The sequence below is a fragment of the Nocardia sp. NPDC004573 genome, from assembly GCF_053602135.1.
Genome location: NZ_JBSGDA010000016.1, coordinates 129,361 through 152,590, shown reverse-complemented (window position 1 = coordinate 152,590; position 23,230 = coordinate 129,361). Strand labels below are relative to the sequence as shown.

Below are 23,230 nucleotides of genomic sequence, written 5' to 3'. Positions count from 1 at the left end.
CCCGCAAGAGCGTGTGCCGCACAATAGGGGGCCGTGCGCAGCGTGTCCCGGCGTTCTTTCACCCAGCGGACGCGCGTCGCGGCGACACAAGGTGTTGTGCTAACCGGACATGTCAGCCACTAGGAGTAGTGTCCCCTGGGTAGACATTCCGTGACGGCAGCGTGCTCGGGAAAGGCGTGGAGGCAGGATGAAACTGATCGATCGGGTGTCGGCCATCAACTGGAATCGGGTGCCCGACGAAAAGGACGCCGAGGTCTGGGACCGGCTGACCGGCAACTTCTGGCTGCCGGAGAAGGTCCCGGTCTCCAACGACATCCCGTCGTGGAACACCCTGACCGCCGACGAGAAGCAACTGACCATGCGGGTCTTCACCGGCCTGACCCTGCTCGACACCATCCAGGGCACGGTCGGCGCGGTGAGCCTGATCCCGGACGCGCTCACCCCGCACGAAGAGGCGGTGCTGACCAACATCGCGTTCATGGAGTCGGTGCACGCCAAGAGCTACAGCTCGATCTTCTCGACGCTGTGTTCCACCCGCGAGATCGACGAGGCGTTCCGCTGGTCGGAGGAGAACCGCAACCTCCAGCGCAAGGCCGAGATCGTGCTGGAGTACTACAAGGGCGACGACCCGCTCAAGCGCAAGGTCGCCTCCACGCTGCTGGAGAGCTTCCTGTTCTATTCCGGCTTCTACCTGCCGATGCACTGGTCGTCGCGGGCCAAGCTCACCAACACCGCCGACATGATCCGGCTGATCATCCGCGACGAGGCGGTCCACGGCTACTACATCGGCTACAAGTACCAGAAGGGCTTGGAGCTGGTCACGCAGGCCGAGCGCGACGAACTCAAGAACTACACCTTCGAGTTGCTGTTCGAGCTCTACGACAACGAGGTCGACTACACCCAGGACCTCTACGACGAGGTCGGCCTCACCGAGGACGTGAAGAAGTTCCTGCGCTACAACGCCAACAAGGCGTTGATGAACCTCGGCTACGAGGGCCTGTTCCCGAAGGACGAGACCGAGGTGAACCCCGCGATCCTCTCGGCGTTGTCCCCCAACGCCGACGAGAACCACGACTTCTTCTCCGGTTCGGGTTCGAGTTACGTCATCGGCAAGGCTGTGAACACCGAGGACGAAGACTGGGAGTTCTGAGCCGTCGGTTGGGGTGAAGCGCACCGGGGCCCGGCAGCCATGCCGGGCCCCGGCCTTGTCTTCGTTTGCCGACCCGGCGTGAAAGACTCTGTGCTGTGGAGCGTTTCACTCCGACGAGGAGGCTTTCGATGTACTGACGGCCGGCTCTGATCGCTGCGGTGCTCTTGACCGCCGCCGCGTGTCAGGACGACAGTCCGGCAGCGGTTTCGCAGACCGGTGACGGATCGTTCTGGGTCCACTGTGGCGCAGACCGACAACCAGCGTCTGGAAGTGCTGCGCCGGATGCGTGCGATGGACACTTGCGCGCCGCTGCCGCGAGCTCGAGTGGCCGTCCACGGGCATCGAGGACGCCCTCAGATACCGAGGACCAGTTTCGCCGTCGTGAAGTAGATGATCAGCCCGGTGGCGTCGACCAGGGTGGTGACCATCGGGGCGGAGACGACCGCGGGGTCGATGCGCAGTTTCTTGGCCAGCAGAGGCATGGTGCCCCCGATGGTGGCAGCCCAGCCGCAGATCAGCACCAGCGTGATGCCCACGACCAGGGCGATGCGCGGGCCGACGAACAGGGCGCCGATCGCCAGGCCCACCGACGCCAGCAGCGAGCCGAGCACCAGGCCCACCCGGCATTCCCGCCAGATCACCCGCAACAGGTCCGACGCCCGCACCTCGCCGACCGCCACCGCGCGCACGCAGGCGGTGGCGGCTTGCGCGCCCGCATTGCCGCCCGCGCCGATCAGCAGCGGGATGAACAGCGCCAGGTGCGCGGCCTGCTGCAAGGTGCCTTCGAAGAAGTCGGTCACGCTCACCGTCAGCGTCGCCGCGAACAGCAACAGCAGCAGCCACAGTGCGCGGTAGCGGGCCAGCTGGAACACCCCGGCGGCCATGTAGTGGCCCTCCCAGGGCGCCGATCCCGCCTGGAGTGCGACGTCCTCGCTGTCGGCGGCCTCGATCACCTCGACCGCGTCGTCGATGGTGAGCAGTCCGACCAGCCGGTCCTCGCTGTCCACCACCGGCAGGTTGATGTCGTTGGTCTCGCGCATCAAGCGGGCGGCCTTCTCCGCGGAATCGGTGGCGCGCGCGAAGGCGGGCTCGGTGACGACCAGCTCCGACACCATCGTCTCGGGCTTGCTGAGCACCAGTTCGCGCAGTTCGACGATGCCGGTCAGCCGCCTGCCCGCATCGACCACCGGCAGCGTGTACACCGTCTCGGCGTTGCCGCCCTTGGCCCGCACCATGCCGAGCGCTTCGGCCACCGTCAGGTCGCGGGGCAGCGCCACCACCTCCGGCGTCATGAACTGACCGGCGGAGCCCTCCGGATAGCCGAGCAGGCTCGCGGTCATCCGCCGTTCCCGCGGACTGAGGCCCGCCAGCGCCTTCTTGGCGACCTTCGCGGGCGCCTCGCGCAGCATGCGGGCGCGGTCGTCGGGCGCCATGCCCTCGATCAGGTCGCGGAAGCTCTGATCGCGCAGTCCTTGCAGGATCTGCTGCTGGTCCACCGGCTCGAGTTCCTCGAAGACGGCCAGTGCCAGGTCTTTGTCCAGCAGGCGGAACGCCATCCCGGCCCGTACCGCGTCCATGCGGGCGAGCTGGTCGGCGATGACGTGCGGCGGGTGGTTGCCGAGCCAGTCCAGCGCGGCGTCCACGCGACGGGTTTCGACGATGTCCTGCAGGGATTCGGACAGCGTCGGACGTACTTCGATGATGTCGGTCTGCGACATGAGAGGACCTCAGCACATGCGTGAGTGAACGGAGAGCTCGAGAATTCACACCGCGGGCGCCGGCCCCTGCCGTCGCGACCTGATCAGGAATGCGAAGGGGCGGCGCCGCGCGGCCTTCGACTGGGAGGTTCGCTGCGCATCGCTACCCCACCTCCCTCTCGTCGTCGCCGCGGATCTCTGATATCCGCACCATTCGGATCAACATCGCACGGACACGAAAACGTCCTCGTGCAGCTTACATCGCTCCGGAGAGAATGATCACCTCACGAGGGCTCGCTGTGACCGAAGCCGCTTCTCAGCACCGGAAAGCGCGGGCCGGTGTTCCGGAATGTCGGCATCCTCCCCGTACGGCGACGACCGTGACGGCAGGCGAATCGAACCCGGCCGCTCGCACACAGTGCGATTACAGGGCCCGGCCTGGATCGGCGAGGAGCGCCGCACGATGTCGTCGCGCGAACGCGCGTGCCGTGTGACCGTCACCGAGCGGATTGATCGCACCACCAGGCCCGATGGTCATCGACCGCCGGAATACAGGTTTATACGCAGTCGGCGTCGAACTGTTGCTCCCATGCCTGGGAACCGGGAGAGTGTTTGCCAGGCAGGCGGTGAAAGTCACCGGCGTCGCCGACTCCAGCACAGCTCACGAAAGTTTCGAAGTGTCGACAGCAACAGCATTGATCCGCCGTCGCGCGGTCGACTTCATGCGCGTGCCACACGGAATCTGTTGCCGCTGAGGCAGCGCGGCCGTGGTCTGGCGACCGCACTCCGCGCGGTCGTCCACCGCCGCATCGCTCCCGCTGTGGTGTCGCCGACGCCGGGCACCGAAATGCACGGCGTCATCTCGTCTTCGAAAGAACAACCATGCCTTTCCCTCCATCCTCCCGGCGCGTCGCCCGCGCTCTCTCCGCCGCCGTCGCGGTGCTCACCGGCCTGTCCGTGCTCACCGGCTGCGGCGAGTCCGCGCCCGCCAAGACCACCGACGGCAAGACCGTGCTGCGCTATCAAGGCGCCACCGGGCAGGTGAGCCCCGTCGAATTGGCCGACGACCTCGGCTATTTCACGAAGATCAGCCTGCACTGGGAAGGCGACACCACCAGCGGCCCCGCCAATATCCAGGCGGCGGCGACCAACCAGGTCGAGTTCGGCAGCGCGTTCAACGGCGCGGTGGTCAAACTGATCGCGGGCGGGGCGAAAGTCACGTCGGTGCTCAGTTCGTATGGCGCGGACGAGGAGTCGTTCACCGGCTACTACGTCCGTGACGACTCCGGCATCACCTCGGCGCGTGATCTCATCGGCAAGAAGGTCGCGGTCAACACCCTCGGCGCGCACCACGAATTCATCACCAGGGAGTGGCTGCATCGGCAAGGCCTGACCGACGACGAGATCAAGCAGGTGCAACTGATCGTCGTGCCGCCGGCCAACACCGAGGACGCGCTGCGCAAAGGGCAGGTCGACGTCGGCGCGCTGGGCAGCGTCTTCCGGGACACCGCCCTCCGGCGCGGCGGCATCCACCCGCTCTACACCGACAAGGCCATCTTCGGCACGTTCGACTACGGCACCTACGTCTTCCGCAACGACTACATCGCCAAGAATCCCGAAGCCGTCGAGGACTTCGTGCAGGGCACGGCGCGCGCGATCCGCTGGCTTCAGGTGACGCCCCGCGACCAGGTGCGCGAGCGCTTCACCCAGATCATCGGCAAGCGCGGCCGCAACGAGAACACCGGCTTGGTGCCGTACTGGCTGAGCTCCGGGATCCCGGTGCCGGGCGGCGTGGTCGCGGAGCAGGAACTGCAGATCTGGATCGACTGGCTGGTGCGCAACGGCGAACTGCCGAACGGCAAATTCAAGGCCGCGGATCTGTTCACCAACAAGTTCAACCCCTACGCCAACGGCAGATACAAGCCGGAGGCGGGACCGACCGGAGAGGTGGTGGCCGCGAAATGACCACGGCGACCAAACTATCGCTGACCGGAGTACGCAAGCAGTTCTCGGTGCGCGGGTCACACGAGCGATTCACCGCGCTCGAGGACATCTCGCTGGAGCTGCGCGAGGGCGAGTTCCTGGTGCTGGTCGGCCCCAGCGGATCGGGCAAGTCCACGCTGCTGGACCTGCTCGGCGGGCTGAGCAAGCCCACCGCCGGGGAGATCCTGCTGGATGGCAAGCCGATCACCGGCCCCGGTCTGGATCGAGGCATCGTCTTCCAGCAGTACGCGCTGTTGCCCTGGCGAACGGCTCGCTCCAACATCGAATTCGGCTTGGAGGCCAAGGGTTTGCGCCGTAAGGCGCGCCGGGAACTCGCCGAGCACTACCTGGAACTGGTCGGGCTGTCCGGGTTCGGCGACCGCTATCCCCACGAGCTGTCCGGCGGCATGAAGCAACGCGTCGCCATCGCGCGCAGCCTCGCGTTCGATCCCGAGGTGCTGCTGATGGACGAGCCGTTCGCCGCGCTCGACGCGCAGACCAGGGAGTCTCTGCAGGACGAGCTGTTGCGCATCTGGCGGGCCACCGGCAAGACGGTGTTGTTCATCACCCACGGCATCGACGAGGCGGTGTACCTCGGCCAGCGGGTGGCGGTGCTGACCTCCCGGCCCGGCCGGATCAAGGCCATCGTCGACGTCGAGATCGACCGGGACACCGACGACGACGTCCGCTCCTCCCAGCGCTTCCGGGACTACCGCCACGAGATCTGGACGCTGCTGCACAGCGAGGTCCAGCGGGCGGCGAGCCTGGAGCTGGAGTCGTTGTCCGAGCACGCGGCCGATGCCGAATCCACCACCGAGAGGACCGCCCATGTCTAGCGCCATACAGCTCACCGAGCGGCCGGTGCGGAAAACCTCGGCCGCGTCCACCCGGCTGGTCCCGCTGCGGCGGGCCGAAGTGACGCCCTCCGCCGTGCCGCGACTCCTGCGGGCGGTGAGCCGATTCGCCTGGCGGGTCTTCAAGCCGACGGTCGTGATCGCCCTGTTCCTGCTGCTGTGGCAGCTCGCCCCCACCGTCGGGTTGGTGGACGAGGTGTTCCTGCCGCCGTTCTCGGTGGTCGCCCAGGCGTTCGCCGACCTGGTGGCGAGCGGGGAGATGTGGACGCATCTGTCCGCGAGCCTGAACCGTTCGCTGGCCGGGTATACGCTGGCGCTGGTCGCCGGTATCCCGGTGGGCATCGCGATCGCCTGGTACAAGCCGGTGGCGGATTTCCTGAACCCGATCCTCGAGCTGTTCCGCAACACCGCGGCATTGGCGTTGCTCCCGGTCTTCTTGCTCATCCTGGGTATCGGCGAGACCTCGAAGGTCGCCATCGTCGTCTACGCGAGCTTCTTCCCGATCCTGCTCAACACCATCACCGGCGTGCGCACCGTCGATCCCCTGCTGGTCAAATCGGCAGCTTCCCTGGGCTTCTCGCCGTTGCGCCTGTTCCAGAAGGTGATTTTGCCCGCAGCGCTGCCGTCCGTCTTCACCGGTCTGCGCATGGCCGCCGCCAGCTCGATCCTGGTCCTGCTGGCCGCCGAGATGTTCGGGGCCAGAGCCGGGCTCGGCTATCTGATCACGGCCGCGCAGCAGAATTTCGCGATCCCGAACATGTACGCGGGCATCCTCGCCATCTCGCTGCTCGGTCTCGCCTTCAACGGCCTGCTGGTCGCCCTCGAACGCCGCCTGTCGCGGTGGCGCGCCCCGGCGAACTCCTGAGCCATGGCAGCCCCGCGCACGGTCGACCAGGCGTTGACCAAACGGCGCGCCGTCGACTTCATGCGGGTGTGCGGCAGCGCTTGTCGCGTTACCGCATTCCCCCGCATTCCCGGTTGGCGCCGGCCCGATCCTCTAGTTCGAAATGAGTTCTACCGATGACCGCTGTCCACGAAACCCCCGTCTCGACCGCTACCGCTGACGCACTGCACGTCGCCCCCGTCGCAGGCCACATCGGCGCCGACGTCTCCGGCGTCGATCTCCGTGAGCCGCTGACCGACCAGCAGGTCGCGGCCATCACCGACGCGCTGCACACCTACAAGGTGCTGTTCTTCCGCGACCAGCACATCGATCACGCCCAGCAGATCGCCTTCTCCCGCCGCTTCGGCGCGGTCACGCCGTCACACCCCTATGACGACGACGCGCCCACGGAGTACCCGGAGATCCTCGCGGTCGACAGCCGGCTCTACGAGAAGCGGTTCGGGGTGCGCAAGCACAGTTACACCAACCAGTGGCACACCGATGTCTCCGCGCTGATCAACCCGCCCGCGGCCTCGATCCTGCGCGCCGAGATCGCCCCGGAGCGTGGCGGCGACACCGGCTGGACGAACCTCGTCGCCGCCTACGAGAACCTGCCCGAGTCGCTCAAACGATTCGTCGAAGGGCTGCGCGCCGAACACCGCTTCGGCGGCAACCGTCCCATCTGGGACTCCGACAGCGACTACGCGAAGAAGGTCGCGACCGCGCCGCTGGTCACCGAGCATCCGGTGGTCCGGGTGCACCCGGTGACCGGCGAGCGGGCCCTGTTCGTGAATCCCGGCTTCACCACCCGGATCGTCGGGCTCACCCCGCCGCAGAGCGACGCGGTGCTGCGGTTGCTGTTCGACGAAGTGACCAACCCGGCCTACACGGTGCGGTTCCGCTGGGCGAAGGGCAGCCTCGCGTTCTGGGACAACCGCGCCACCGCGCACCTCGCGCCGAGCGATCTGGACCATCTCGACGTCACCCGCGTGTTGTACCGCACCACCCTCGAGGGCGACATCCCGGTCGGCGTCGACGGTGAGCCGTCGAAGTCCATCGCCGGAGCGAAGTTCACCGGCGCGTAGGACCGGACAGGCGGAATCGGCCGGGCGTTTCGCCGACGCCCGGCCGATTTCTCGTCGTCGCCACCGCACCGATTCGCCGAGACGACAACCGCCTGGGCCGGCAACGGAAGTCACGGAGTTCAGGCGACGGAGAGTTTCACCACGGGATCGGGGCCCAGATCGGTGATGTAGACGTTGCCCGCCGGGTCGACCGCCAGACCCTGGGGATTCTTGAGGCCGGTGAACGGCAGCGGGGTCGGCGTCGACGCGCCCGCCGCCAGCATCACGACCCATTTGTTACCCCAGTCGACGACGTACACATCTCCCGACGTGTCGACCGCCAAGCCCTGTGGATCCTTGAGGCCGGTGAACGGCAACATGGTCGGCGCCGACGCGCCCGCCGCCAACAACCGCACCTGCTCGGTACCCAATTCGGTGACGTAGACGTTGCCCGCCGGGTCGACCGCCACACCATCGGGACCTTGGAGCCCCGCCAGCGGCAGCGTCGTCGCCGCCGACTCGCCCGCCGCCAACTTCAGCACCCGATCATTGCCCCGGTCGGCGACGTATACGTCTCCCGTATTGCCGACCGCCACGCCGTGGGGGTCCTTCAGGCCGGTGAACGGCAGCGGGGTCGCCGCGGCCGCGCCCGCCGCCAACTTCAGCACCCGATCGTTACTCGTGTCGCTGACGTAGACGTTGCCCGCGGCGTCGACCGCCACATCCTGGGGGTTCTTCAAACCGGTGAACGGCAGCGGGCTCGCCGCCGCACCCGCCGCCGACTTCAGCACCCGATCGCTGCCCATGTCGGTGACATAGACGTTGCCCGCGGCGTCGACCGCCACACCGGTGGGCAGGCTGACCCCGGGGAACGGCAGCGAAGTCTGTGACGAATAGCCCGGGGCGACAGCTGTGGGCGAGGAGCCACCGCCGCCTGATTCCCGTCGGACACCGAGGACGACAGCTACGACGGCCACCACCACCGCCGCCGCGACCGCGGCGGCGACCAGCACGGCCGTCTTGCGCGACGATTCGATTCGCCGACCAGGGGGCGCGGCCACGCCCCCGGTGATGCCGGCCGGGGAATCACCCACCGCGGCGCAGGCCGCCACGGCCAGCTCACGCACGGTCTGGTACCGATCGTCGGGATTTTTGGCCATTCCCTTCGCGATCACCGCGTCCAACTCAGCCGGCACCTCGGGTGTAGTGGTGCTGGGACGCGGCGGCGGAGTGTGCAGATGATGGGCGATCACACCCTGCATCCCGAATTCGCTCGCGAACGGCGGCCGACCGGTCAGGCACTCGTACAGCACGCACGTCAACGCGTACACGTCCACACGGGCATCGGCCCTGACCTCCGCCCCGACCTCCTCCGGCGCCATGTACGCGACGGTGCCGATGGTCTCGCCGGTCGCGGTCAGCGTCCGGTCGTCGGCGGCGTGGGCGATCCCGAAGTCGATCAGGGAGGCGAACTCGTCGGCCCCCAGCAAGATGTTGGAGGGTTTGACATCGCGGTGGACCAGCCCGGCGTCATGGGCCGCCTGCAGCGCGCCGGCCACCTGGGCGATGATGGCCACCGCCCGCCGCGGCGACAAGGCCCCTTCGCGGGTGATCACCGTGCGCAGGTCGGTGCCCTCGATCAAGCGCATATTCAGATAGAGCCGACCATCGATGTCGCCGAAGTCGTGGATGGGGATCACATGGGGCTCGGTCAACTGCGCCACCGCCCGGCACTCCCGGCGGAATCGCTCCCGCAGCTGCTCGTCATCGGCGAAGCGCTCGGGCAACACCTTGAGCGCCACCACCCGGTTGGTCAGCGAATCGTGCGCCCGCCACACCTGACCCATACCGCCCTGACCCAGCAGCGACAGCAGACGATAGCGTCCGAACGCCTCCGCGGACCTCTGAGTGGCGTCTCCGTCTCCCGCTACCGTTTCATCCATTGTGCCGTCCCGTGACCACCCCGACTGGCAAACGGTGTCCTCGCTTGCATTCCGATCCGCGCCTGAGCGTCAGCCGCACACTCGTGCGAACATCCAGGACCGGACACGCGAGCGTCGGCGCTGCTGTCGGCGTGCGGATTTCCCAACCATGCTCATGCCGGCAAGTAAGCGGCCGGGCACTGTCGCGTCGCTGGCGCGAGTACGCTAACCGCGCCTCAGAAAATCGCCAGCAACCTGTGCGAATTCAGTGTACCTCTACGTCTACGACCAACTCCGTGAAACCGGCCGTCCAGCAACCGTCGGAGTCCGGGCCATCCGCCATCGAACCGATCACGCCGAGCTGCGTCGGTCATGCCAGTGCTGCGCAGGGTGCGGGTGGCGAAATCCCGGCTCCATGACGGACTACGAACGGAGCGGCGGCATGGTCTCCAGCATGGCGCGCTCCACGTCATTCCAGCTCGGGACGTGGCGCACCCAGTCGGGAATCGGCTCGGACTGCGCGCCGAACAGGAACCGGTGCGGCACCAGATCACGTAGTACGCGGTGTACGTCGAGGCGATCATCGATCATGTGCGTGATGCCGAGTTCGGCGCAGTGCACCGCCTTGTCCGCCCGCGCACGGCAGAAGCGCACATTGTCGCGGGCGATCCCGGTCCGGTCGTAGAAGTCGTGGTGGTCGAGCCACTGGCGAGTGCGCTCCTCGATCCGGGGACCGCACTTCGAGATGATCCACGCGCGGCCCTCGAAGCGCCGGACCAGGCGGGGCAATACGTCGAACGCGCCCGCGCTGGGCGGCGTGCGCAGGGCCTGCTCGAGCCCGCCGGAGAGGAACACCGTGTCCTCGTCGCCGGGCGCAAGGGCGGCCCCTTGGACGACTCGGCCGAAATCGATGCCGAGTCGAGGCTGCCTGCGTCTATTCGAATGTCTTGCTTCTTCGTTCATACGATTTCCAGCGTGCGGCATTCACCCCCGCTGTCGCCAGTGCATTTTCTCGATGCGCTGCTCAGCGTTGCCGCTCGTCGTGCGCCGCGCGATTGGCGTCGATCTCGGGATTGTGCTCGATGGCCCATTCGGCCAGGGCGACCGCGTGGGGGATCAAGGTGGTGGCGAGTGCACTGAGCTCGTATTCCACGCGGGGCGGGACCTCGGCATGGACGGTGCGGATGACGAGGCCGTCACGCTCGAGTTTGCGCAGGGTAAGCGAGAGCATGCGCTGCGAGATGCCGTGGATGCGCTGCTGCAACTCGGTGAATCTCAATCGCCGGGTATACAGCATCGCGATGATCGTCAAAGCCCATTTGTCGCCGATGCGCTCGAGTAGCGCACGAATAGCCCGGCCCTGGTCGCCTTTTATCGCGCAGACTTTCTGGTGGTCGGACAAGGCACCTCGCTGAGAGCAACGCACACGGATGTGACTTTTGTGAGCCTTCCGATTCTGGTTCACAATGACGCCGCTGACCAGTGTTACCGAGGGAGTGTGCCGAATGACCGTGGCGTATTGGATCGTTGCCGCCGCTTTGGCGGTGTTCTACCTGTACGCGGGTGGGATCAAGGTGGTGCGGTCGCCGGATCGGCTGCGGCCGATGATGGGCTGGATCGATGCGGTGCCGCTCGGCTTCGTGCGCCTCGTCGGCGTGCTCGAGGTGCTCGGCGCGATCGGACTCGTCTTGCCGCCACTCACCGGCATCGCGGCGGGGCTGTCGGTCGCGGCAGCCGCCGGGCTCGCACTGATCCAGGTGGGCGGGCTCACGTTGCACCTCAGCCGGGGCGAACGCGAGGTGATCGGATTGAACCTTCTGCTGCTCGTTCTCGCCGTCGTGGCGACTTGGCTGGCAACGATCCGGTGGTAGCGCCGATAGGGTCCCGCCGCACGCGGGCCGGAATTCGGTGCGCGGAGCGCCGAACGGTTGCCAGACCGCGGTGGACTGGTAACAGTGAGGTACGGAAGCCGCGGCGCTCGCCACGGCGGTTCGGGTACACACGAAGGAGATATTCGTGCGCTTCGGCATCTTCATTCCGCAGGGCTGGCGGCTCGATCTGGTTGGCATCGACCCGGCGGACCAATGGGGGGTGATGCGAGAGCTCGCCCAGCGCGCCGACGCGAATCCGGCGTGGGAATCGCTGTGGGTGTACGACCACTTCCACACCGTCCCGGTCCCCACCGAGGAGGCGACGCACGAAGCCTGGACGCTGATGTCGGCGTTCGCCGCGACCACCGCGCGCATCCGCCTCGGTCAGATGTGTACCGCGATCAGCTACCGCAACCCGGCCTACCTCGCGAAGGTGGCCGCGACGGTCGACCTGATCTCCGGCGGGCGCGTCGAGATGGGCATCGGCGGTGGCTGGTACGAACATGAGTGGCGCGCCTACGGCTACGGCTTCCCGTCCGCGGGCGAACGGCTCGGCCGCCTCGACGAGGGTGTGCGGATCTTCCGGCAGGCGTGGACCAGCGGTTCGGCCACCCTCGACGGCAAGTACTACCAGGCCGACGGCGCGATCGTGCGGCCACTTCCGCTGCAGGAGAACGGAATCCCGCTCTGGATCGCGGGCGGCGGTGAGAAGAAGACGCTGCGCATCGCCGCGAAGTACGCGCAATACACCAACTTCAGCGGCAATCCCGAAGAGTTCACCCACAAGTCCGAGGTGCTGCGCGCCCACTGCGCAGACGTCGGCACCGACTTCGACGCGATCGTCCGCAGCTCCAACTTCAACGTCGTCATCGGCTCGACCCAGGCCGAGGTCGACGAGCGCCTCGCGGCGCTGAAAGCCCGCCTGACGCCGGTGATAGGCGCCGACGCGACCGAGTCCTACTTCGCCCAGCTCTACAACAGCGGCGCCGCCACCGGCACCCCCGAGCAGATCGTCGCGAACCTGCGCCGAGTCGGCGACCTCGGCCTCGGCTATGCCATCTTCAACTTCCCCGAATCCGCCTACGACACCTCGGGGATCGAACTCTTCGAGCGCGAGGTGCTTCCGGCCCTGAGCTGATCACCTGATCACCCGAGCTTGCGGCCGACCGCGCTCCAGCAGTTCACTTGCGCGTCGAGCCAGGACGGAGAATCGTCCTGCGGGCGCCATCGGTTGGTGACGACGATGCCCGGGTCCAGCAGGTCCAATCCGGTGAAGAAGCGCGCGAATTCGTCTCGCGTGCGGGTCTGGGCGTAGACCCCGCTCTGCCGATACACGTTCAGCGCCTCGGTGATCATCTCCGGCTCGAGGTCGGCGGTGATATGCGAGACCGCGAGGAACGAACCCGGCGCGAGGGCATCCAGCAACGTCTCTACGATGCCGTAGGGGTCCTGGTCGTCGGACAGGAAATGCAGCACGGCGACCAGACTCAGCGCTACCGGACGTTTCAGGTCCAGGGTGTCGAGGAGTTCGGGCGCGGAGAGGATCGTCTCCGGGTCCTTCAGGTCTGCGTCGACGTACGCGGTGCGCCCCTCCGGCGTGCCGGTGAGCAAGGCGCGGGCGTGGGACAACACGATCGGGTCGTTGTCCACGTAGACCACCCGCGCTTCGGGCGTCGGCGCCTGCGCCACCTGGTGCAGATTCGGCTCGGTGGGGATACCGGTGCCGATGTCGAGGAACTGTGTCACGCCCAGCGCGGTGAGCGCGTTCACCGCGCGGTGCATGAAGAGCCGGTTCTGCCGAGCCGCGACGCGGGTCGTCGGGAATGCCGCGATGACTTTCTCGGCCGCGTCCCGATCCACCTGATAGTGGTCCTTCCCGCCCAGGACGTAGTCGTATATCCGCGCACTGCTCGGCACGCTCGCGTCGTGGATCGGCCGGCCGTCGCCGCCGAGATCGGTCATCGTCGTTCCCATCACTACCGGATCGCTTCCGCGCCAGCTTATTCCAGACGCGGGTGGCTTCCCGCGGGTTGCGGGAACAGAGGCGGCGGAGCTGGGAGCCGAGCGCGATCCCGGTGACCGGAGAACGCGACAGGGGCCTCCGGGCAGGAGGCCCCTGTCCGCTACGGACCTACAGCATGCAGGAGACGCAACCCTCGACTTCGGTTCCCTCCAGCGCCATCTGGCGCAGGCGGATGTAGTAGAGGGTCTTGATGCCCTTGCGCCAGGCGTAGATCTGGGCGCGGTTGAGGTCGCGGGTGGTGGCTGAGTCCTTGAAGAACAACGTCAGCGACAGGCCTTGGTCCACGTGCTGTGTGGCCGCGGCGTAGGTGTCGATGATCTTCTCGTAGCCGATCTCGTAGGCGTCCTCGTAGTACTCGAGGTTGTCGTTGGTCATGTAGGGCGCCGGGTAGTAGACCCGACCGATCTTGCCTTCCTTGCGGATCTCGATCTTCGACGCCACCGGGTGGATGGAGCTGGTGGAGTGGTTGATGTAGGAGATCGAGCCGGTCGGCGGGACCGCCTGCAGGTTCTGGTTGTAGATGCCGTGCTCCATGACCGAGACCTTCAGCTCACGCCAGTCGTCCTGGGTCGGGATGTGCACGTCCGCGTCCGCGAACAGCTGCCGCACGCGATCGGTCTTCGGCTCCCACACCTGCTCGGTGTATTTGTCGAAGTACTCGCCACTGGCGTACTTCGATTCGGGGAAGCCGCCGAAGTAGGCGCCGCGCTCGATCGCGATCCGGTTCGACGCCCGAATGGCGTGATAGACCACGGTGTAGAAGTAGATGTTCGTGAAGTCGATGCCCTCTTCGGACCCGTAGTGGATCCGTTCGCGCGCCAGATACCCGTGCAGGTTCATCTGCCCGAGACCGATGGCGTGCGAGGAGTTGTTGCCTTGCTCGATGGACGGCACCGAGTAGATGTGGGTCTGGTCCGACACCGCGGTCAGCGCCCGGATGGCCACCTCGATGGTCTGCGCGAAGTCGGGCGAGTCCATCGTCTTGGCGATGTTCAACGACCCGAGGTTGCAGGAGATGTCCTTGCCCACCTTGGCGTAGGACAGGTCGTCGTTGAACTCCGACGGCGTGGAGACCTGCAAGATCTCCGAGCACAGGTTCGAGTGGGTGATCTTGCCCGCGATCGGGTTGGCCCGGTTCACCGTGTCCTCGAACATGATGTACGGATACCCGGACTCGAATTGCAGCTCGGCGATGGTCTGGAAGAACTCGCGCGCCTTGATCTTCGACTTGCGGATGCGCTTGTCGTCGACCATCTCGTAGTACTTCTCGGTGACGTCGATGTCGGCGAACGGCTTGCCGTAGATACGCTCCACATCGTAGGGCGAGAACAGGTACATGTCCTCGTTCTTCTTGGCCAGCTCGAAAGTGATGTCCGGGATGACCACGCCCAGCGAGAGCGTCTTGATGCGGATCTTCTCGTCCGCGTTCTCCCGCTTGGTGTCCAGGAACCGGTAGATGTCCGGGTGATGCGCGTGCAGGTAGACCGCGCCCGCACCCTGCCGCGCGCCGAGCTGGTTGGCGTAGGAGAACGAGTCCTCGAGCAGTTTCATGATCGGGATGACGCCCGAGCTCTGATTCTCGATCTTCTTGATCGGCGCGCCGTGCTCGCGGATGTTGCTCAGCAGCAGAGCGACTCCACCGCCGCGCTTGGACAGCTGCAGCGCGGAGTTGATCGAGCGGCCGATGGACTCCATGTTGTCCTCGATGCGAAGCAGGAAGCACGACACCGGCTCGCCGCGCTGCTTCTTGCCCGAGTTCAGGAAGGTCGGGGTGGCCGGCTGGAAGCGGCCGTCGATGATCTCGTCGACCAGCTTGCCCGCCAGCGCTTCGTCGCCCGCGGCGAGCGTGAGCGCGACCATGCACACCCGGTCCTCGAAGCGCTCCAGGTAGCGCTTGCCGTCGAAGGTCTTCAGCGTGTACGAGGTGTAGTACTTGAAGGCGCCGAGGAAGGTGGGGAACCGGAACTTCTTGGCGTAGGCCTGCTGGAACAGCTTCTTGATGAACTCGCGGCTGTACTGCTGGAGAACTTCCGCCTCGTAGTAGTTCTCGTCGATCAGGTAGTCCAGCTTCTCGTCCAGATTGTGGAAGAAGACGGTGTTCTGATTGACGTGCTGCAGGAAGTACTGGTGGGCGGCCTCACGGTCCTTGTCGAACTGGATCTCCCCGTTCGGACCGTACAGGTTCAGCATCGCGTTGAGGGCGTGGTAGTCGAGGACCTCGCCCGCTTCGGCGCCGCGGACCGGGGGCTGCTCTAAGCGAGCTGTCTTTCCGGCCGGTGCTGTCGTTGCTGTTGCCAAAACAATCCCAATCCCTCTCGGACGCGTTCGACGTCCTCAGCGGTTCCCATGAGTTCGAAGCGATACAGGTACGGCACCCCGCACTTGCGTGCGATGAGTTCGCCCGCGTAGCAGAAGGTGTCGCCGAAGTTCGTGTTGCCCGCCGCGATGACCCCGCGCAGCAGCGCGCGGTTGTGCGGATCGTTGAGGAACTTGGCGACCTGCCTCGGCACGAAATCCTTGTCGGAACGATCGCCTCCCAGCACGTGCCGACCGCCCCCGTAGGTGGGGACGATCAGCACGTACGGTGCGTCGACCCGCAGCGAGTCGGCGGTGTGCAGTGGTATGCGAGTCGCCGGGAGGCCCAGCTTCTCGACGAAGCGATGCGTGTTCTCCGAAGCGCTGGAGAAGTAGACCAGCGCCGCCGTCTCCGACATGGTCGCCTTCCTCTTCTCGGGAGCAGCCCGGATGAACCGGAAGCGGTGGAGCGTCAGGCCGCCACGGTCGCGAGCGACTTGATGCGATCGGGCCGGAAGCCCGACCAGTGATCGTCCCCGGCCACCACGACCGGCGCCTGCAGGTATCCGAGTGCCATGACGAAGTCACGCGCCTCGTCGTTCTCCGAGATGTCGACGACCTCGTAGTCCACCCCGGCCTTGTCGAGAGCCTTGTAGGTGGCGTTGCACTGGACGCAAGCGGGCTTGGTGTACACGGTGACGGTCATTGACATCCCTCTCTCCTTGTGCCTGATCCACAGCTTGACCCGTATGCAATGCACGATCGACGTATGCTGCGCAAACTCCTGGAGCCGGACTCGAATCCCCTGATCAGCCACGCGTGGCCGCCTCCTGACGAGTGAGGTCTCTCGCCGTCTTCCAGTAGCGAAGACACTACACCTAGTGGCCGACAGATTCCTACAACACGACATGTAGCGAGTCACATTGATGAAATTCCATCGAGAGAAGTACCAGTACGCTCGATTCACCCCGAGATCAAACAGTGGCGCAGATCACTCTTCGACGCGTCAGCATACTTTCAGCAAACCTTCGGGCAAACGAAGAGGGCCACCGCTACCGGTAGAGCGGTGACCCTCGTCCGAGACCGGAGATGGAGCTTACACCGACGCCAGTTCGCCCCGCGTGGCCTCCACCAGATCGCGCACGGTGGCGGCCAGCTGGGTCAGCGCCTCGGCGTCGTCGCGCGGATGCGTGGCGCCGAACCGCTCGCCGATCACGCCGAAGTGCAGATGCGCGGACTCGACCACCTTCGCGCCCGCGACGCCGAGCGCCTTGACCGCGTCGCCGTGCGCCCATTGAGCCGCGTTCGGGCTGATCGACGCGCTCACCACGGCGGTGGGCTTGGCCTTGATGGCCCCGGCGCCGTACGGACGGGAGGCCCAGTCGATCGCGTTCTTCAGCACTGCCGACAGCGTGCCGTTGTACTCCGGCGTGACCACCAGCAGGCCGTCCGCCTCGGCGACCGCGTCGCGCAGCGCCTGGGCGGCCGCGGGGACGGAGCCGGGCACGTCGATGTCCTCGTTGTAGAACGGGATGTCGGCCAGCCCCTCGTAGAGGGCGACCTCGACACCCTCCGGCGCGGTGTGGGCCGCGGCCTCGGCCAGCCGCCGGTTCACGGAGGCGGCGCGCAGGCTACCGACGAGTGCGAGAATGCGGGTCTGACTCATGACAACTCCTGGTGTACTGATGAGGTGGTGTCCGTACGTTCACCACACACTAACCGGACCATGGTCCGATTACTTCCCGCGGAGTCGGCGTGAGCGCTGTGAACTACCCCACACCCGACGCGTCCGCCAACGGCTCGCACCGGCTGGTCGACGTGGGCACGCCGCTGCCCGGCACGTCCGAGCCCGCCGAGCGCGCCGACGCGGCCCGCAACCGGCGACTGCTGCTGGACGCGGCCCAGCAGCTCGTACGCGAGCAAGGCGTGGACAGCCTCACGATGGACGCGCTGGCCAAACGCGCCGGAGTCGGCAAGGGCACGGTGTTCCGCCGATTCGGCAGCAGATCCGGCCTGATGCTCGCGCTGCTCGATCATTCCGAGCAGAAGTACCAGGAGTCGTTCATCTTCGGGCCGCCGCCGCTGGGGCCCGGCGCACCGCCGGTGGAACGGCTGGTCGCCTTCGGGCGGGCCCGGCTGCTGGACATCGAGGTGGAAGGCGAACTGCACCGCGCCGCCGAGCACGGCGAGGCGGGTGACCGTTACTCGGGCGGGCCATATGGATTGCTGCGCGCGCACGTCGTGATGCTGCTGCGGCAGGCAGGCGCACCCGGGGATGCCCGGCTCATCGCCGACGCGCTCCTGGCGATGCTGGGCGCCGCGCTGGTCATGCACCAGATGCAGGTGCTGGGCTACACCCGCGAGCAGATCGGCGACAACTGGGAGCACATCGTTCGGCGCGTTGTCGCCTCGTGAACCGCCAGTAGACTCGGGCGCCATGGGGAACCTGCGCGAACAGATCATCAGTGAATTGGGTGTCCAGCCCACGATCGAACCGAAGAAGGAGATCCGCCGGCGGATCGATTTCCTCAAGGATTATCTGAACGCCACCCCCGCACGAGGTTACGTCCTGGGCATCAGCGGTGGGCAGGACAGCGCGCTGGCCGGACGGCTGTGCCAGCTCGCGGTCGAGGAACTGCGGGACGAGGGCGTGGACGCGACCTTCCTCGCCGTCCGGCTGCCCTACGGCGTGCAGGCCGACGAGGCCGACGCCCGCACCGCGCTGACGTTCGTCCGGCCCGACCGGCAGGTCGTGGTGAACGTCCGGCCCAGCGCCAACGCCGCGGCCGCCGAGGCGGCGTCGGCGTTGCAGGTGGACCGGTTGCGCGACTTCGTGCGCGGCAACATCAAAGCGCGCGAGCGCATGGTGCTCCAATACGCGCTGGCCGGGCAGGAGAACCTGCTCGTGGTCGGCACCGACCACGCGGCCGAGGCGGTCACCGGATTCTTCACCAAGTACGGCGACGGCGGCGTAGACCTGACCCCGCTCACCGGTCTCACCAAGCGCCAGGGCGCCGCCCTGCTCCAGGAACTCGGCGCGCCGGCCCGCATCTGGTCGAAGGTGCCCACCGCCGATCTGGAGGACGACCGGCCCGCCCTGCCCGACGAGGAGGCGCTCGGTCTGCGCTACAGCGAGATCGACGACTACCTGGAGGGCAACGAGGTCACCCCGGAGGTCGCCGAGCGCCTGGAGAACATCTTCCGCAGCACCCGGCACAAGCGCACCGTTCCGGTGACCCCGCTCGACACCTGGTGGCGCTGAGCCTCCTACGGCGACCCGCCCGCGCGGCGGGTCGCGTTCACCCGCCCGCGAACGGTGGCAGGACGTCGACGCGCGAGTGCAACGCGGCCGTGGGGTCACGGGTGAGTTCGTCACCGATCAGGTAGGCACACACCGACAGCATCTTGTCCAGGTCCGGGCCGTAGGCCGCCGACAGGGCCGCGCGCAGGTCGGCCACCGTCGCTCCGGCCGGTAGGTCGAGGGTTTCGCCGTCCTTGCCCACGGCGTCGGCGATCGCGGCGAAATAGCGGATCTCAACCACCGATGGCTCCCATCGTCCGCTCCGGGGGGACAAAGCCCTCCGCGTCGATGCCGTGACCTGCCCATTTGTTCCACATCGCCCCACGCCAGAGGGTCGCGACCTCCTCGTCGGACGCGCCGGAGCGCAGTGCCTGGCGCAGGTCGAACTCTTGGTCGCTGAACAGGCAGGAGCGCAGCATGCCGTCCGCGGTGAGCCGGGTGCGGTCGCAGGTGTCGCAGAACTTGCGGGTCACCGTCGCGATGATGCCTACGGTGCCGGGCCCGCCACCGACCAGCCATTTCTCCGCGGGGGCCGACGGATCGGCGCGACCGGCCTCGCTGAGCTCGAACCGGACGCCGAGCACGTCGAGCAACTTGGCGGCGGTGACCATGTTGGCGCGGGCCCATTCGTGGTCGGCATCGAGCGGCATCTCCTCGATGAAGCGCAGCTCGCAGCCCTCGTCCAAGCACCAGCGCAGCAGATCGGGGGCGCCGGAGAGGGTTTCGCGCATCAAGACGGCGTTGACCTTGATCGGGGCCAGTCCGGCGGCGCGGGCCGCGCGGATCCCGGCGAACACCGATTCCAGGCGGTCGCGGCGCGTCAGCCGCGCGAAACCGGCCCGGTCCACCGTGTCCAGCGAGACGTTCACCCGACGCAGACCGGCCGCGGCCAAGCCCGACGCGCGGTGTTCGAGCCCGATGCCGTTGGTCGTCATGGCCAGCGGGATGTGTGGCACCGCGGCGTGGCAGCCCGCGATGATCTGTTCCAGGTCGCGGCGCATCAGCGGCTCGCCCCCGGTGAAGCGGACCTCGCGCACGCCCAGGTCCCGCACCGCCAAGCGCACCAGACGCACGATCTCGTCCGGCGTGAGCAGTTCGTGCCGGGGAATCTCCGGCAGCCCCTCCTCCGGCATGCAGTAGGTACAGCGCAGCGAACACTTCTCGGTGATCGACACGCGCAGGTCGCGGGCGACGCGTCCGAAACGATCCAGCAAATAGGGGGTGTCGGGACGGCCGGCGAGCGAGGGACGCCCGGAACGCACCGCGGGAATCCCGATCTCGACCAGAGTCACACGTCCATTATGACCGCCTGTCCCGATTCGTCTGCGGGCGGAACGCTCACCGAGGTCACGGATCGACGGTGAGGCAGCCGCCGGGGGGACGAGCACGGCGCCGGCGACCGGCGCACCGCGACAGAGGCGGAAAACCGCCCGGATCGGGCGTTAGGCTGACTCGCATGAACCCTCGGCCCGCCGGCGTCTCGGCCGAGCCCGTCGACGACTACCGCAACAGCATCGAACAGCTGCTGCGGCCCTTGGCCGCGCGCACGGTGGAGACCGTCGCGGTGCCGTCGGCGTTGGGCAGGCAATTGGCCGAGGACGTCCGTTCGCCGATCGACCTGCCGGTCTTCCGCAACTCCGCGATGGACGGTTACGCGGTACGCGCCGAATCGGTGCTGGTCGCGCCGGTCACCCTGCCCTTGGCCGGGGTGGTCGCGGCAGGCGCGGCGGGCCGAACGCCGCTGCCGCGCGGCGCAGCGATGAAGGTGATGACCGGAGCGCCGGTCCCGCCCGGCGCGGACTGCGTCGTGCCGGTGGAGGACGCCAGCGTGGGCGACGGCACGGTGACCATCGAACGCGGCCGCAGCGCAGGGGAATTCGTCCGAGAGCCGGGCACCGACGTCCGAACCGGTGACCTGCTCGTGCGGGCGGGCGCCCGGCTCGCACCCCGGCACGTCGCCGCCCTCGCCGCGGTCGGCCTGTCCGCGGTGGCGGTCTTCCGCGCGGTGCGCGGTGCGGTGATCACCACCGGCGACGAGCTGGTGGCGGCCGGAAAGCCGCTGCGTCCCGGGCAGATCTACAACTCCAACGGCATCGCTCTCGCCGCGGCGCTGGCGGCCAACGGCGTCGAGGTCGTCTCGGTGGCGCACAGCACCGACGATCCGGCGCGCTTCCGCGGGCTGCTGTCGGCCGCGACCGAGCACGCCGACGTGGTGTTCACCTCCGGCGGGGTGTCCAAGGGCGACTTCGAGGTGGTCAAGGACGTGCTCGAGCCGATGGGCGGGCGGTTCGGCTCGGTCGCGATGCAACCGGGCGGCCCGCAGGGGCTGACCGTCGTCGACGGGGTGCCGGTGCTCAGCTTCCCCGGCAACCCGGTCAGCACGATGGTGTCCTTCGAGGTGTTCGCCCGCCCGGTACTGCGTCATCTCGCCGGTCTGCCCATGGTGGACACCTATGATCTTCCCCTCGTCGGCGCGGTGCCGCGCTCGCCGGAGGGCAAGCGTCAGTTCCTGCGCGGCAAGCTGATCCGCGGGCGCCCCGGTGAACCGGCCGCGCACGGGCAGCCGCGGGCGGTCGAGGTGGTGTCCGGTCCGGGCTCGCACCTGGTGGCGGCGATGGCGCAGGCCGACGTGCTGATCGATGTGCCGGCCGAGGTCACCGCGCTGCCCGCCGGGGCACTTGTGCGAGTGTGGTCGTTATGAGCGAGTTGTCCCATGTCGACCACGAAGGCCGCGCCCGCATGGTGGACGTGAGCGAGAAGAGCGACACCACCCGGATCGCCGTCGCGGCAGGCGAGTTGCGCACCACGGCCGAGGTGGTCGCGCTGGTGCGAGCCGACGACATGCCGAAGGCGGACGTGCTGTCCACCGCCCGGATCGCGGGCATCGCGGGGGCGAAGAAGACCTCCGAACTGATCCCGCTATGTCATCAGCTGGCGCTGTCGTCGGTGCGCGTGGAGTTCGGTTTCACCGACACCGCCATCACGATCGAGGCCACCGCCAAGACCAAAGGCCCCACGGGGGTCGAGATGGAAGCGCTCACCGCGGTGGCGGTCGCCGGATTGACCTTGCACGACATGGTGAAGGCGGTGGACCCCGCGGCAACGCTGGACGGCGTGCGGCTGCTGACCAAAGAAGGCGGCAAGCGCGGGCACTGGGAGCGCCCGGCCGACGAAGCCCCCGCTGAACTGGAGGCGGTGACCGGCGATGAGTTCGCCCCCGACGAGGCGGACACCCCCGAGTACGCCGAGGCGGAGTTCGGCGACGAGGAACGCTCGGCGGTGGTGCTGGTCGCCTCGACCGGCGTCGCGGCGGGGATCCGCGAGGACACCACCGGACCGGTGCTCGTGGACTGGCTGACCGGACTGGGCTTCTCGGTGCGTGGCCCGCTGGTCTACGCCGACGCCGAGATCGAGTTCGGCTTGGCCGACGCCCTGCGTTTCGAACCCGCGCTCGTCGTCAGCACCGGCGGGACCGGCGCCTCCCCCACCGACGCGACCCCGGAGGCCACCCTCGCGCTGCTCGACCGCGAACTGCCCGGTGTGGCCGAGGCGATCCGGCAGCGCGGCACCGCGAAGTTCCCGCTGGCGGCGCTGAGCCGCGGCGTGGCGGGGCTCGCGGGGCGCTCGGTGATCGTGAATCTGCCCGGCTCGCCGGGCGGCGTACGAGACGGCATCGCGGTGCTCGAACCGCTGCTGGATCATCTGCTCGCACAAGTCGCCGGAGGTGGAAGTCATGACAACGGCTGAGGCCACGGTCCGGCTCGCCCGGATCAGCGACCAGCCGCTCGACCCAGCGCAGGTCGAGGAGGCGGTCGCCGGGCCGCACTACGGCGCGGTCGTGGTGTTCACCGGGAAGGTCCGCGATCACGATGGCGGACAAGCCGTTTCGGCGCTGGAGTACTCCGCGCACCCGCAAGCGGAGCGTTTCCTGCACAGCGTCTGCGCGGAAGTCGCCGCGGCGCACGGCTTGCCGGTCGCGGCCGTGCACCGCGTCGGCTCGCTCGGCATCGGCGACCGCGCGATCGTCGTCGCGGTGGCGGCGGCGCATCGCGGCGCGGCATTCACGGCGTGTGCGGAACTGGTGGATCGGATCAAGCACGAGGTCCCGATCTGGAAGCGGCAATTGTTCGCCGACGGCCTGTCCGAATGGGTGAACGCCTGCGGGTGACCTGTCCGTGACATGAAAC

The 23,230-nt window shown here is 67.6% G+C and carries 23 protein-coding genes; 12 read left to right on the top strand and 11 right to left on the bottom strand.

Annotated features, from left to right (window positions below; translation table 11 throughout):
- Nucleotides 1-187 precede the first annotated feature (187 nt).
- Nucleotides 188-1,150, top strand: coding sequence for a class 1b ribonucleoside-diphosphate reductase subunit beta (nrdF, locus tag ACWEKR_RS24040; protein ID WP_159838446.1), 963 nt, complete (start codon nt 188-190; stop codon nt 1,148-1,150).
- A gap of 353 nt (nt 1,151-1,503) precedes the next feature.
- Here nrdF and mgtE read toward each other — a convergent pair whose 3' ends face one another.
- Entirely contained in the window at nt 1,504-2,868 is a 1,365-nt protein-coding gene (gene mgtE, locus ACWEKR_RS24035) for a magnesium transporter (protein ID WP_159838442.1), read from the bottom strand.
- Between the two features lie 861 nt (nt 2,869-3,729).
- Between mgtE and ACWEKR_RS24030 the strand changes: the two genes are divergently transcribed.
- The 4 genes from ACWEKR_RS24030 (at nt 3,730) to ACWEKR_RS24015 (ending at nt 7,652) form a co-directional block, all read left to right on the top strand.
- Nucleotides 3,730-4,812, top strand: a complete 1,083-nt coding sequence (locus ACWEKR_RS24030; RefSeq protein ID WP_452356360.1) for an ABC transporter substrate-binding protein — start codon at nt 3,730-3,732, stop codon at nt 4,810-4,812.
- Nucleotides 4,809-5,666: an ABC transporter ATP-binding protein gene (locus ACWEKR_RS24025; protein WP_195086280.1), complete on the top strand. Its 858-nt coding sequence runs from the start codon at nt 4,809-4,811 to the stop codon at nt 5,664-5,666. Before ACWEKR_RS24030 ends, ACWEKR_RS24025 begins: the two co-directional genes overlap by 4 nt.
- Nucleotides 5,659-6,549 (top strand): ABC transporter permease, encoded by an 891-nt coding sequence (locus tag ACWEKR_RS24020; protein ID WP_195086282.1) that lies wholly within the window; start codon nt 5,659-5,661, stop codon nt 6,547-6,549. Before ACWEKR_RS24025 ends, ACWEKR_RS24020 begins: the two co-directional genes overlap by 8 nt.
- A gap of 155 nt (nt 6,550-6,704) precedes the next feature.
- Complete coding sequence (locus ACWEKR_RS24015) at nt 6,705-7,652, top strand: TauD/TfdA dioxygenase family protein (protein WP_452356359.1); 948 nt, start codon at nt 6,705-6,707, stop codon at nt 7,650-7,652.
- 119 nt (nt 7,653-7,771) lie between these two features.
- Here ACWEKR_RS24015 and ACWEKR_RS24010 read toward each other — a convergent pair whose 3' ends face one another.
- The 3 genes from ACWEKR_RS24010 to ACWEKR_RS24000 all read right to left on the bottom strand — a co-directional run bounded on the left by ACWEKR_RS24010 (nt 7,772) and on the right by ACWEKR_RS24000 (nt 10,955).
- Nucleotides 7,772-9,574: a serine/threonine-protein kinase PknD gene (locus tag ACWEKR_RS24010; RefSeq protein ID WP_452356358.1), complete on the bottom strand. Its 1,803-nt coding sequence runs from the start codon at nt 9,572-9,574 to the stop codon at nt 7,772-7,774.
- A 402-nt stretch (nt 9,575-9,976) separates the two neighbouring features.
- Complete coding sequence (locus ACWEKR_RS24005) at nt 9,977-10,516, bottom strand: hypothetical protein (protein ID WP_452356357.1); 540 nt, start codon at nt 10,514-10,516, stop codon at nt 9,977-9,979.
- 61 nt (nt 10,517-10,577) lie between these two features.
- The gene (locus ACWEKR_RS24000) at nt 10,578-10,955 is read right to left on the bottom strand and encodes a winged helix-turn-helix transcriptional regulator (protein ID WP_452356356.1); all 378 of its coding nucleotides are present in this window, start codon (nt 10,953-10,955) and stop codon (nt 10,578-10,580) included.
- Nucleotides 10,956-11,058: 103 nt separating this feature from the next.
- On the opposite strand from ACWEKR_RS24000, the gene ACWEKR_RS23995 reads away from it, so the two are divergent.
- Together ACWEKR_RS23995 and ACWEKR_RS23990 are read left to right on the top strand one after the other, a co-directional pair.
- Nucleotides 11,059-11,424, top strand: coding sequence for a DoxX family protein (locus ACWEKR_RS23995; protein WP_452356355.1), 366 nt, complete (start codon nt 11,059-11,061; stop codon nt 11,422-11,424).
- A gap of 145 nt (nt 11,425-11,569) precedes the next feature.
- Entirely contained in the window at nt 11,570-12,562 is a 993-nt protein-coding gene (locus tag ACWEKR_RS23990) for an LLM class F420-dependent oxidoreductase (RefSeq protein WP_452356354.1), read from the top strand.
- Between the two features lie 8 nt (nt 12,563-12,570).
- Here the strand turns inward: ACWEKR_RS23990 and ACWEKR_RS23985 are convergent, their stop codons facing one another.
- The 5 genes from ACWEKR_RS23985 to ACWEKR_RS23965 all read right to left on the bottom strand — a co-directional run bounded on the left by ACWEKR_RS23985 (nt 12,571) and on the right by ACWEKR_RS23965 (nt 17,408).
- Nucleotides 12,571-13,386, bottom strand: a complete 816-nt coding sequence (locus ACWEKR_RS23985; RefSeq protein WP_452356353.1) for an SAM-dependent methyltransferase — start codon at nt 13,384-13,386, stop codon at nt 12,571-12,573.
- A 169-nt stretch (nt 13,387-13,555) separates the two neighbouring features.
- Entirely contained in the window at nt 13,556-15,637 is a 2,082-nt protein-coding gene (gene nrdE / locus ACWEKR_RS23980) for a class 1b ribonucleoside-diphosphate reductase subunit alpha (protein ID WP_452356372.1), read from the bottom strand.
- A 62-nt stretch (nt 15,638-15,699) separates the two neighbouring features.
- The gene (gene nrdI, locus ACWEKR_RS23975) at nt 15,700-16,161 is read right to left on the bottom strand and encodes a class Ib ribonucleoside-diphosphate reductase assembly flavoprotein NrdI (protein WP_159838420.1); all 462 of its coding nucleotides are present in this window, start codon (nt 16,159-16,161) and stop codon (nt 15,700-15,702) included.
- Between the two features lie 53 nt (nt 16,162-16,214).
- Complete coding sequence (gene nrdH / locus ACWEKR_RS23970) at nt 16,215-16,448, bottom strand: glutaredoxin-like protein NrdH (RefSeq protein ID WP_159838844.1); 234 nt, start codon at nt 16,446-16,448, stop codon at nt 16,215-16,217.
- Nucleotides 16,449-16,838: 390 nt separating this feature from the next.
- A complete protein-coding gene (locus tag ACWEKR_RS23965; protein ID WP_195086299.1) occupies nt 16,839-17,408 on the bottom strand; it encodes an NAD(P)H-dependent oxidoreductase in 570 nt (189 codons plus the stop codon).
- Between the two features lie 143 nt (nt 17,409-17,551).
- On the opposite strand from ACWEKR_RS23965, the gene ACWEKR_RS23960 reads away from it, so the two are divergent.
- A complete protein-coding gene (locus ACWEKR_RS23960) occupies nt 17,552-18,157 on the top strand; it encodes a TetR/AcrR family transcriptional regulator (protein WP_452356371.1) in 606 nt (201 codons plus the stop codon).
- 22 nt (nt 18,158-18,179) lie between these two features.
- Nucleotides 18,180-19,004 (top strand): ammonia-dependent NAD(+) synthetase, encoded by an 825-nt coding sequence (gene nadE / locus ACWEKR_RS23955; RefSeq protein ID WP_195086301.1) that lies wholly within the window; start codon nt 18,180-18,182, stop codon nt 19,002-19,004.
- Nucleotides 19,005-19,041: 37 nt separating this feature from the next.
- Here nadE and ACWEKR_RS23950 read toward each other — a convergent pair whose 3' ends face one another.
- Together ACWEKR_RS23950 and moaA are read right to left on the bottom strand one after the other, a co-directional pair.
- Nucleotides 19,042-19,284, bottom strand: coding sequence for a MoaD/ThiS family protein (locus ACWEKR_RS23950; protein ID WP_452356352.1), 243 nt, complete (start codon nt 19,282-19,284; stop codon nt 19,042-19,044).
- Nucleotides 19,277-20,335: a GTP 3',8-cyclase MoaA gene (gene moaA, locus ACWEKR_RS23945; protein WP_452356351.1), complete on the bottom strand. Its 1,059-nt coding sequence runs from the start codon at nt 20,333-20,335 to the stop codon at nt 19,277-19,279. The genes ACWEKR_RS23950 and moaA overlap by 8 nt, the downstream gene beginning before the upstream one ends.
- A gap of 164 nt (nt 20,336-20,499) precedes the next feature.
- Between moaA and ACWEKR_RS23940 the strand changes: the two genes are divergently transcribed.
- From ACWEKR_RS23940 to ACWEKR_RS23930, 3 genes are read left to right on the top strand one after another with little or no spacing between them, the layout of a single operon-like run.
- Nucleotides 20,500-21,744, top strand: a complete 1,245-nt coding sequence (locus tag ACWEKR_RS23940; protein WP_452356350.1) for a molybdopterin molybdotransferase MoeA — start codon at nt 20,500-20,502, stop codon at nt 21,742-21,744.
- The gene (moaCB, locus tag ACWEKR_RS23935; RefSeq protein WP_452356349.1) at nt 21,741-22,790 is read left to right on the top strand and encodes a bifunctional molybdenum cofactor biosynthesis protein MoaC/MoaB; all 1,050 of its coding nucleotides are present in this window, start codon (nt 21,741-21,743) and stop codon (nt 22,788-22,790) included. The genes ACWEKR_RS23940 and moaCB overlap by 4 nt, the downstream gene beginning before the upstream one ends.
- Nucleotides 22,777-23,211 carry a molybdenum cofactor biosynthesis protein MoaE gene (locus tag ACWEKR_RS23930; RefSeq protein ID WP_452356348.1) on the top strand — a complete coding sequence of 145 codons (435 nt, stop codon included), beginning with the start codon at nt 22,777-22,779 and terminating at the stop codon, nt 23,209-23,211. The genes moaCB and ACWEKR_RS23930 overlap by 14 nt, the downstream gene beginning before the upstream one ends.
- Nucleotides 23,212-23,230: the final 19 nt, after the last annotated feature.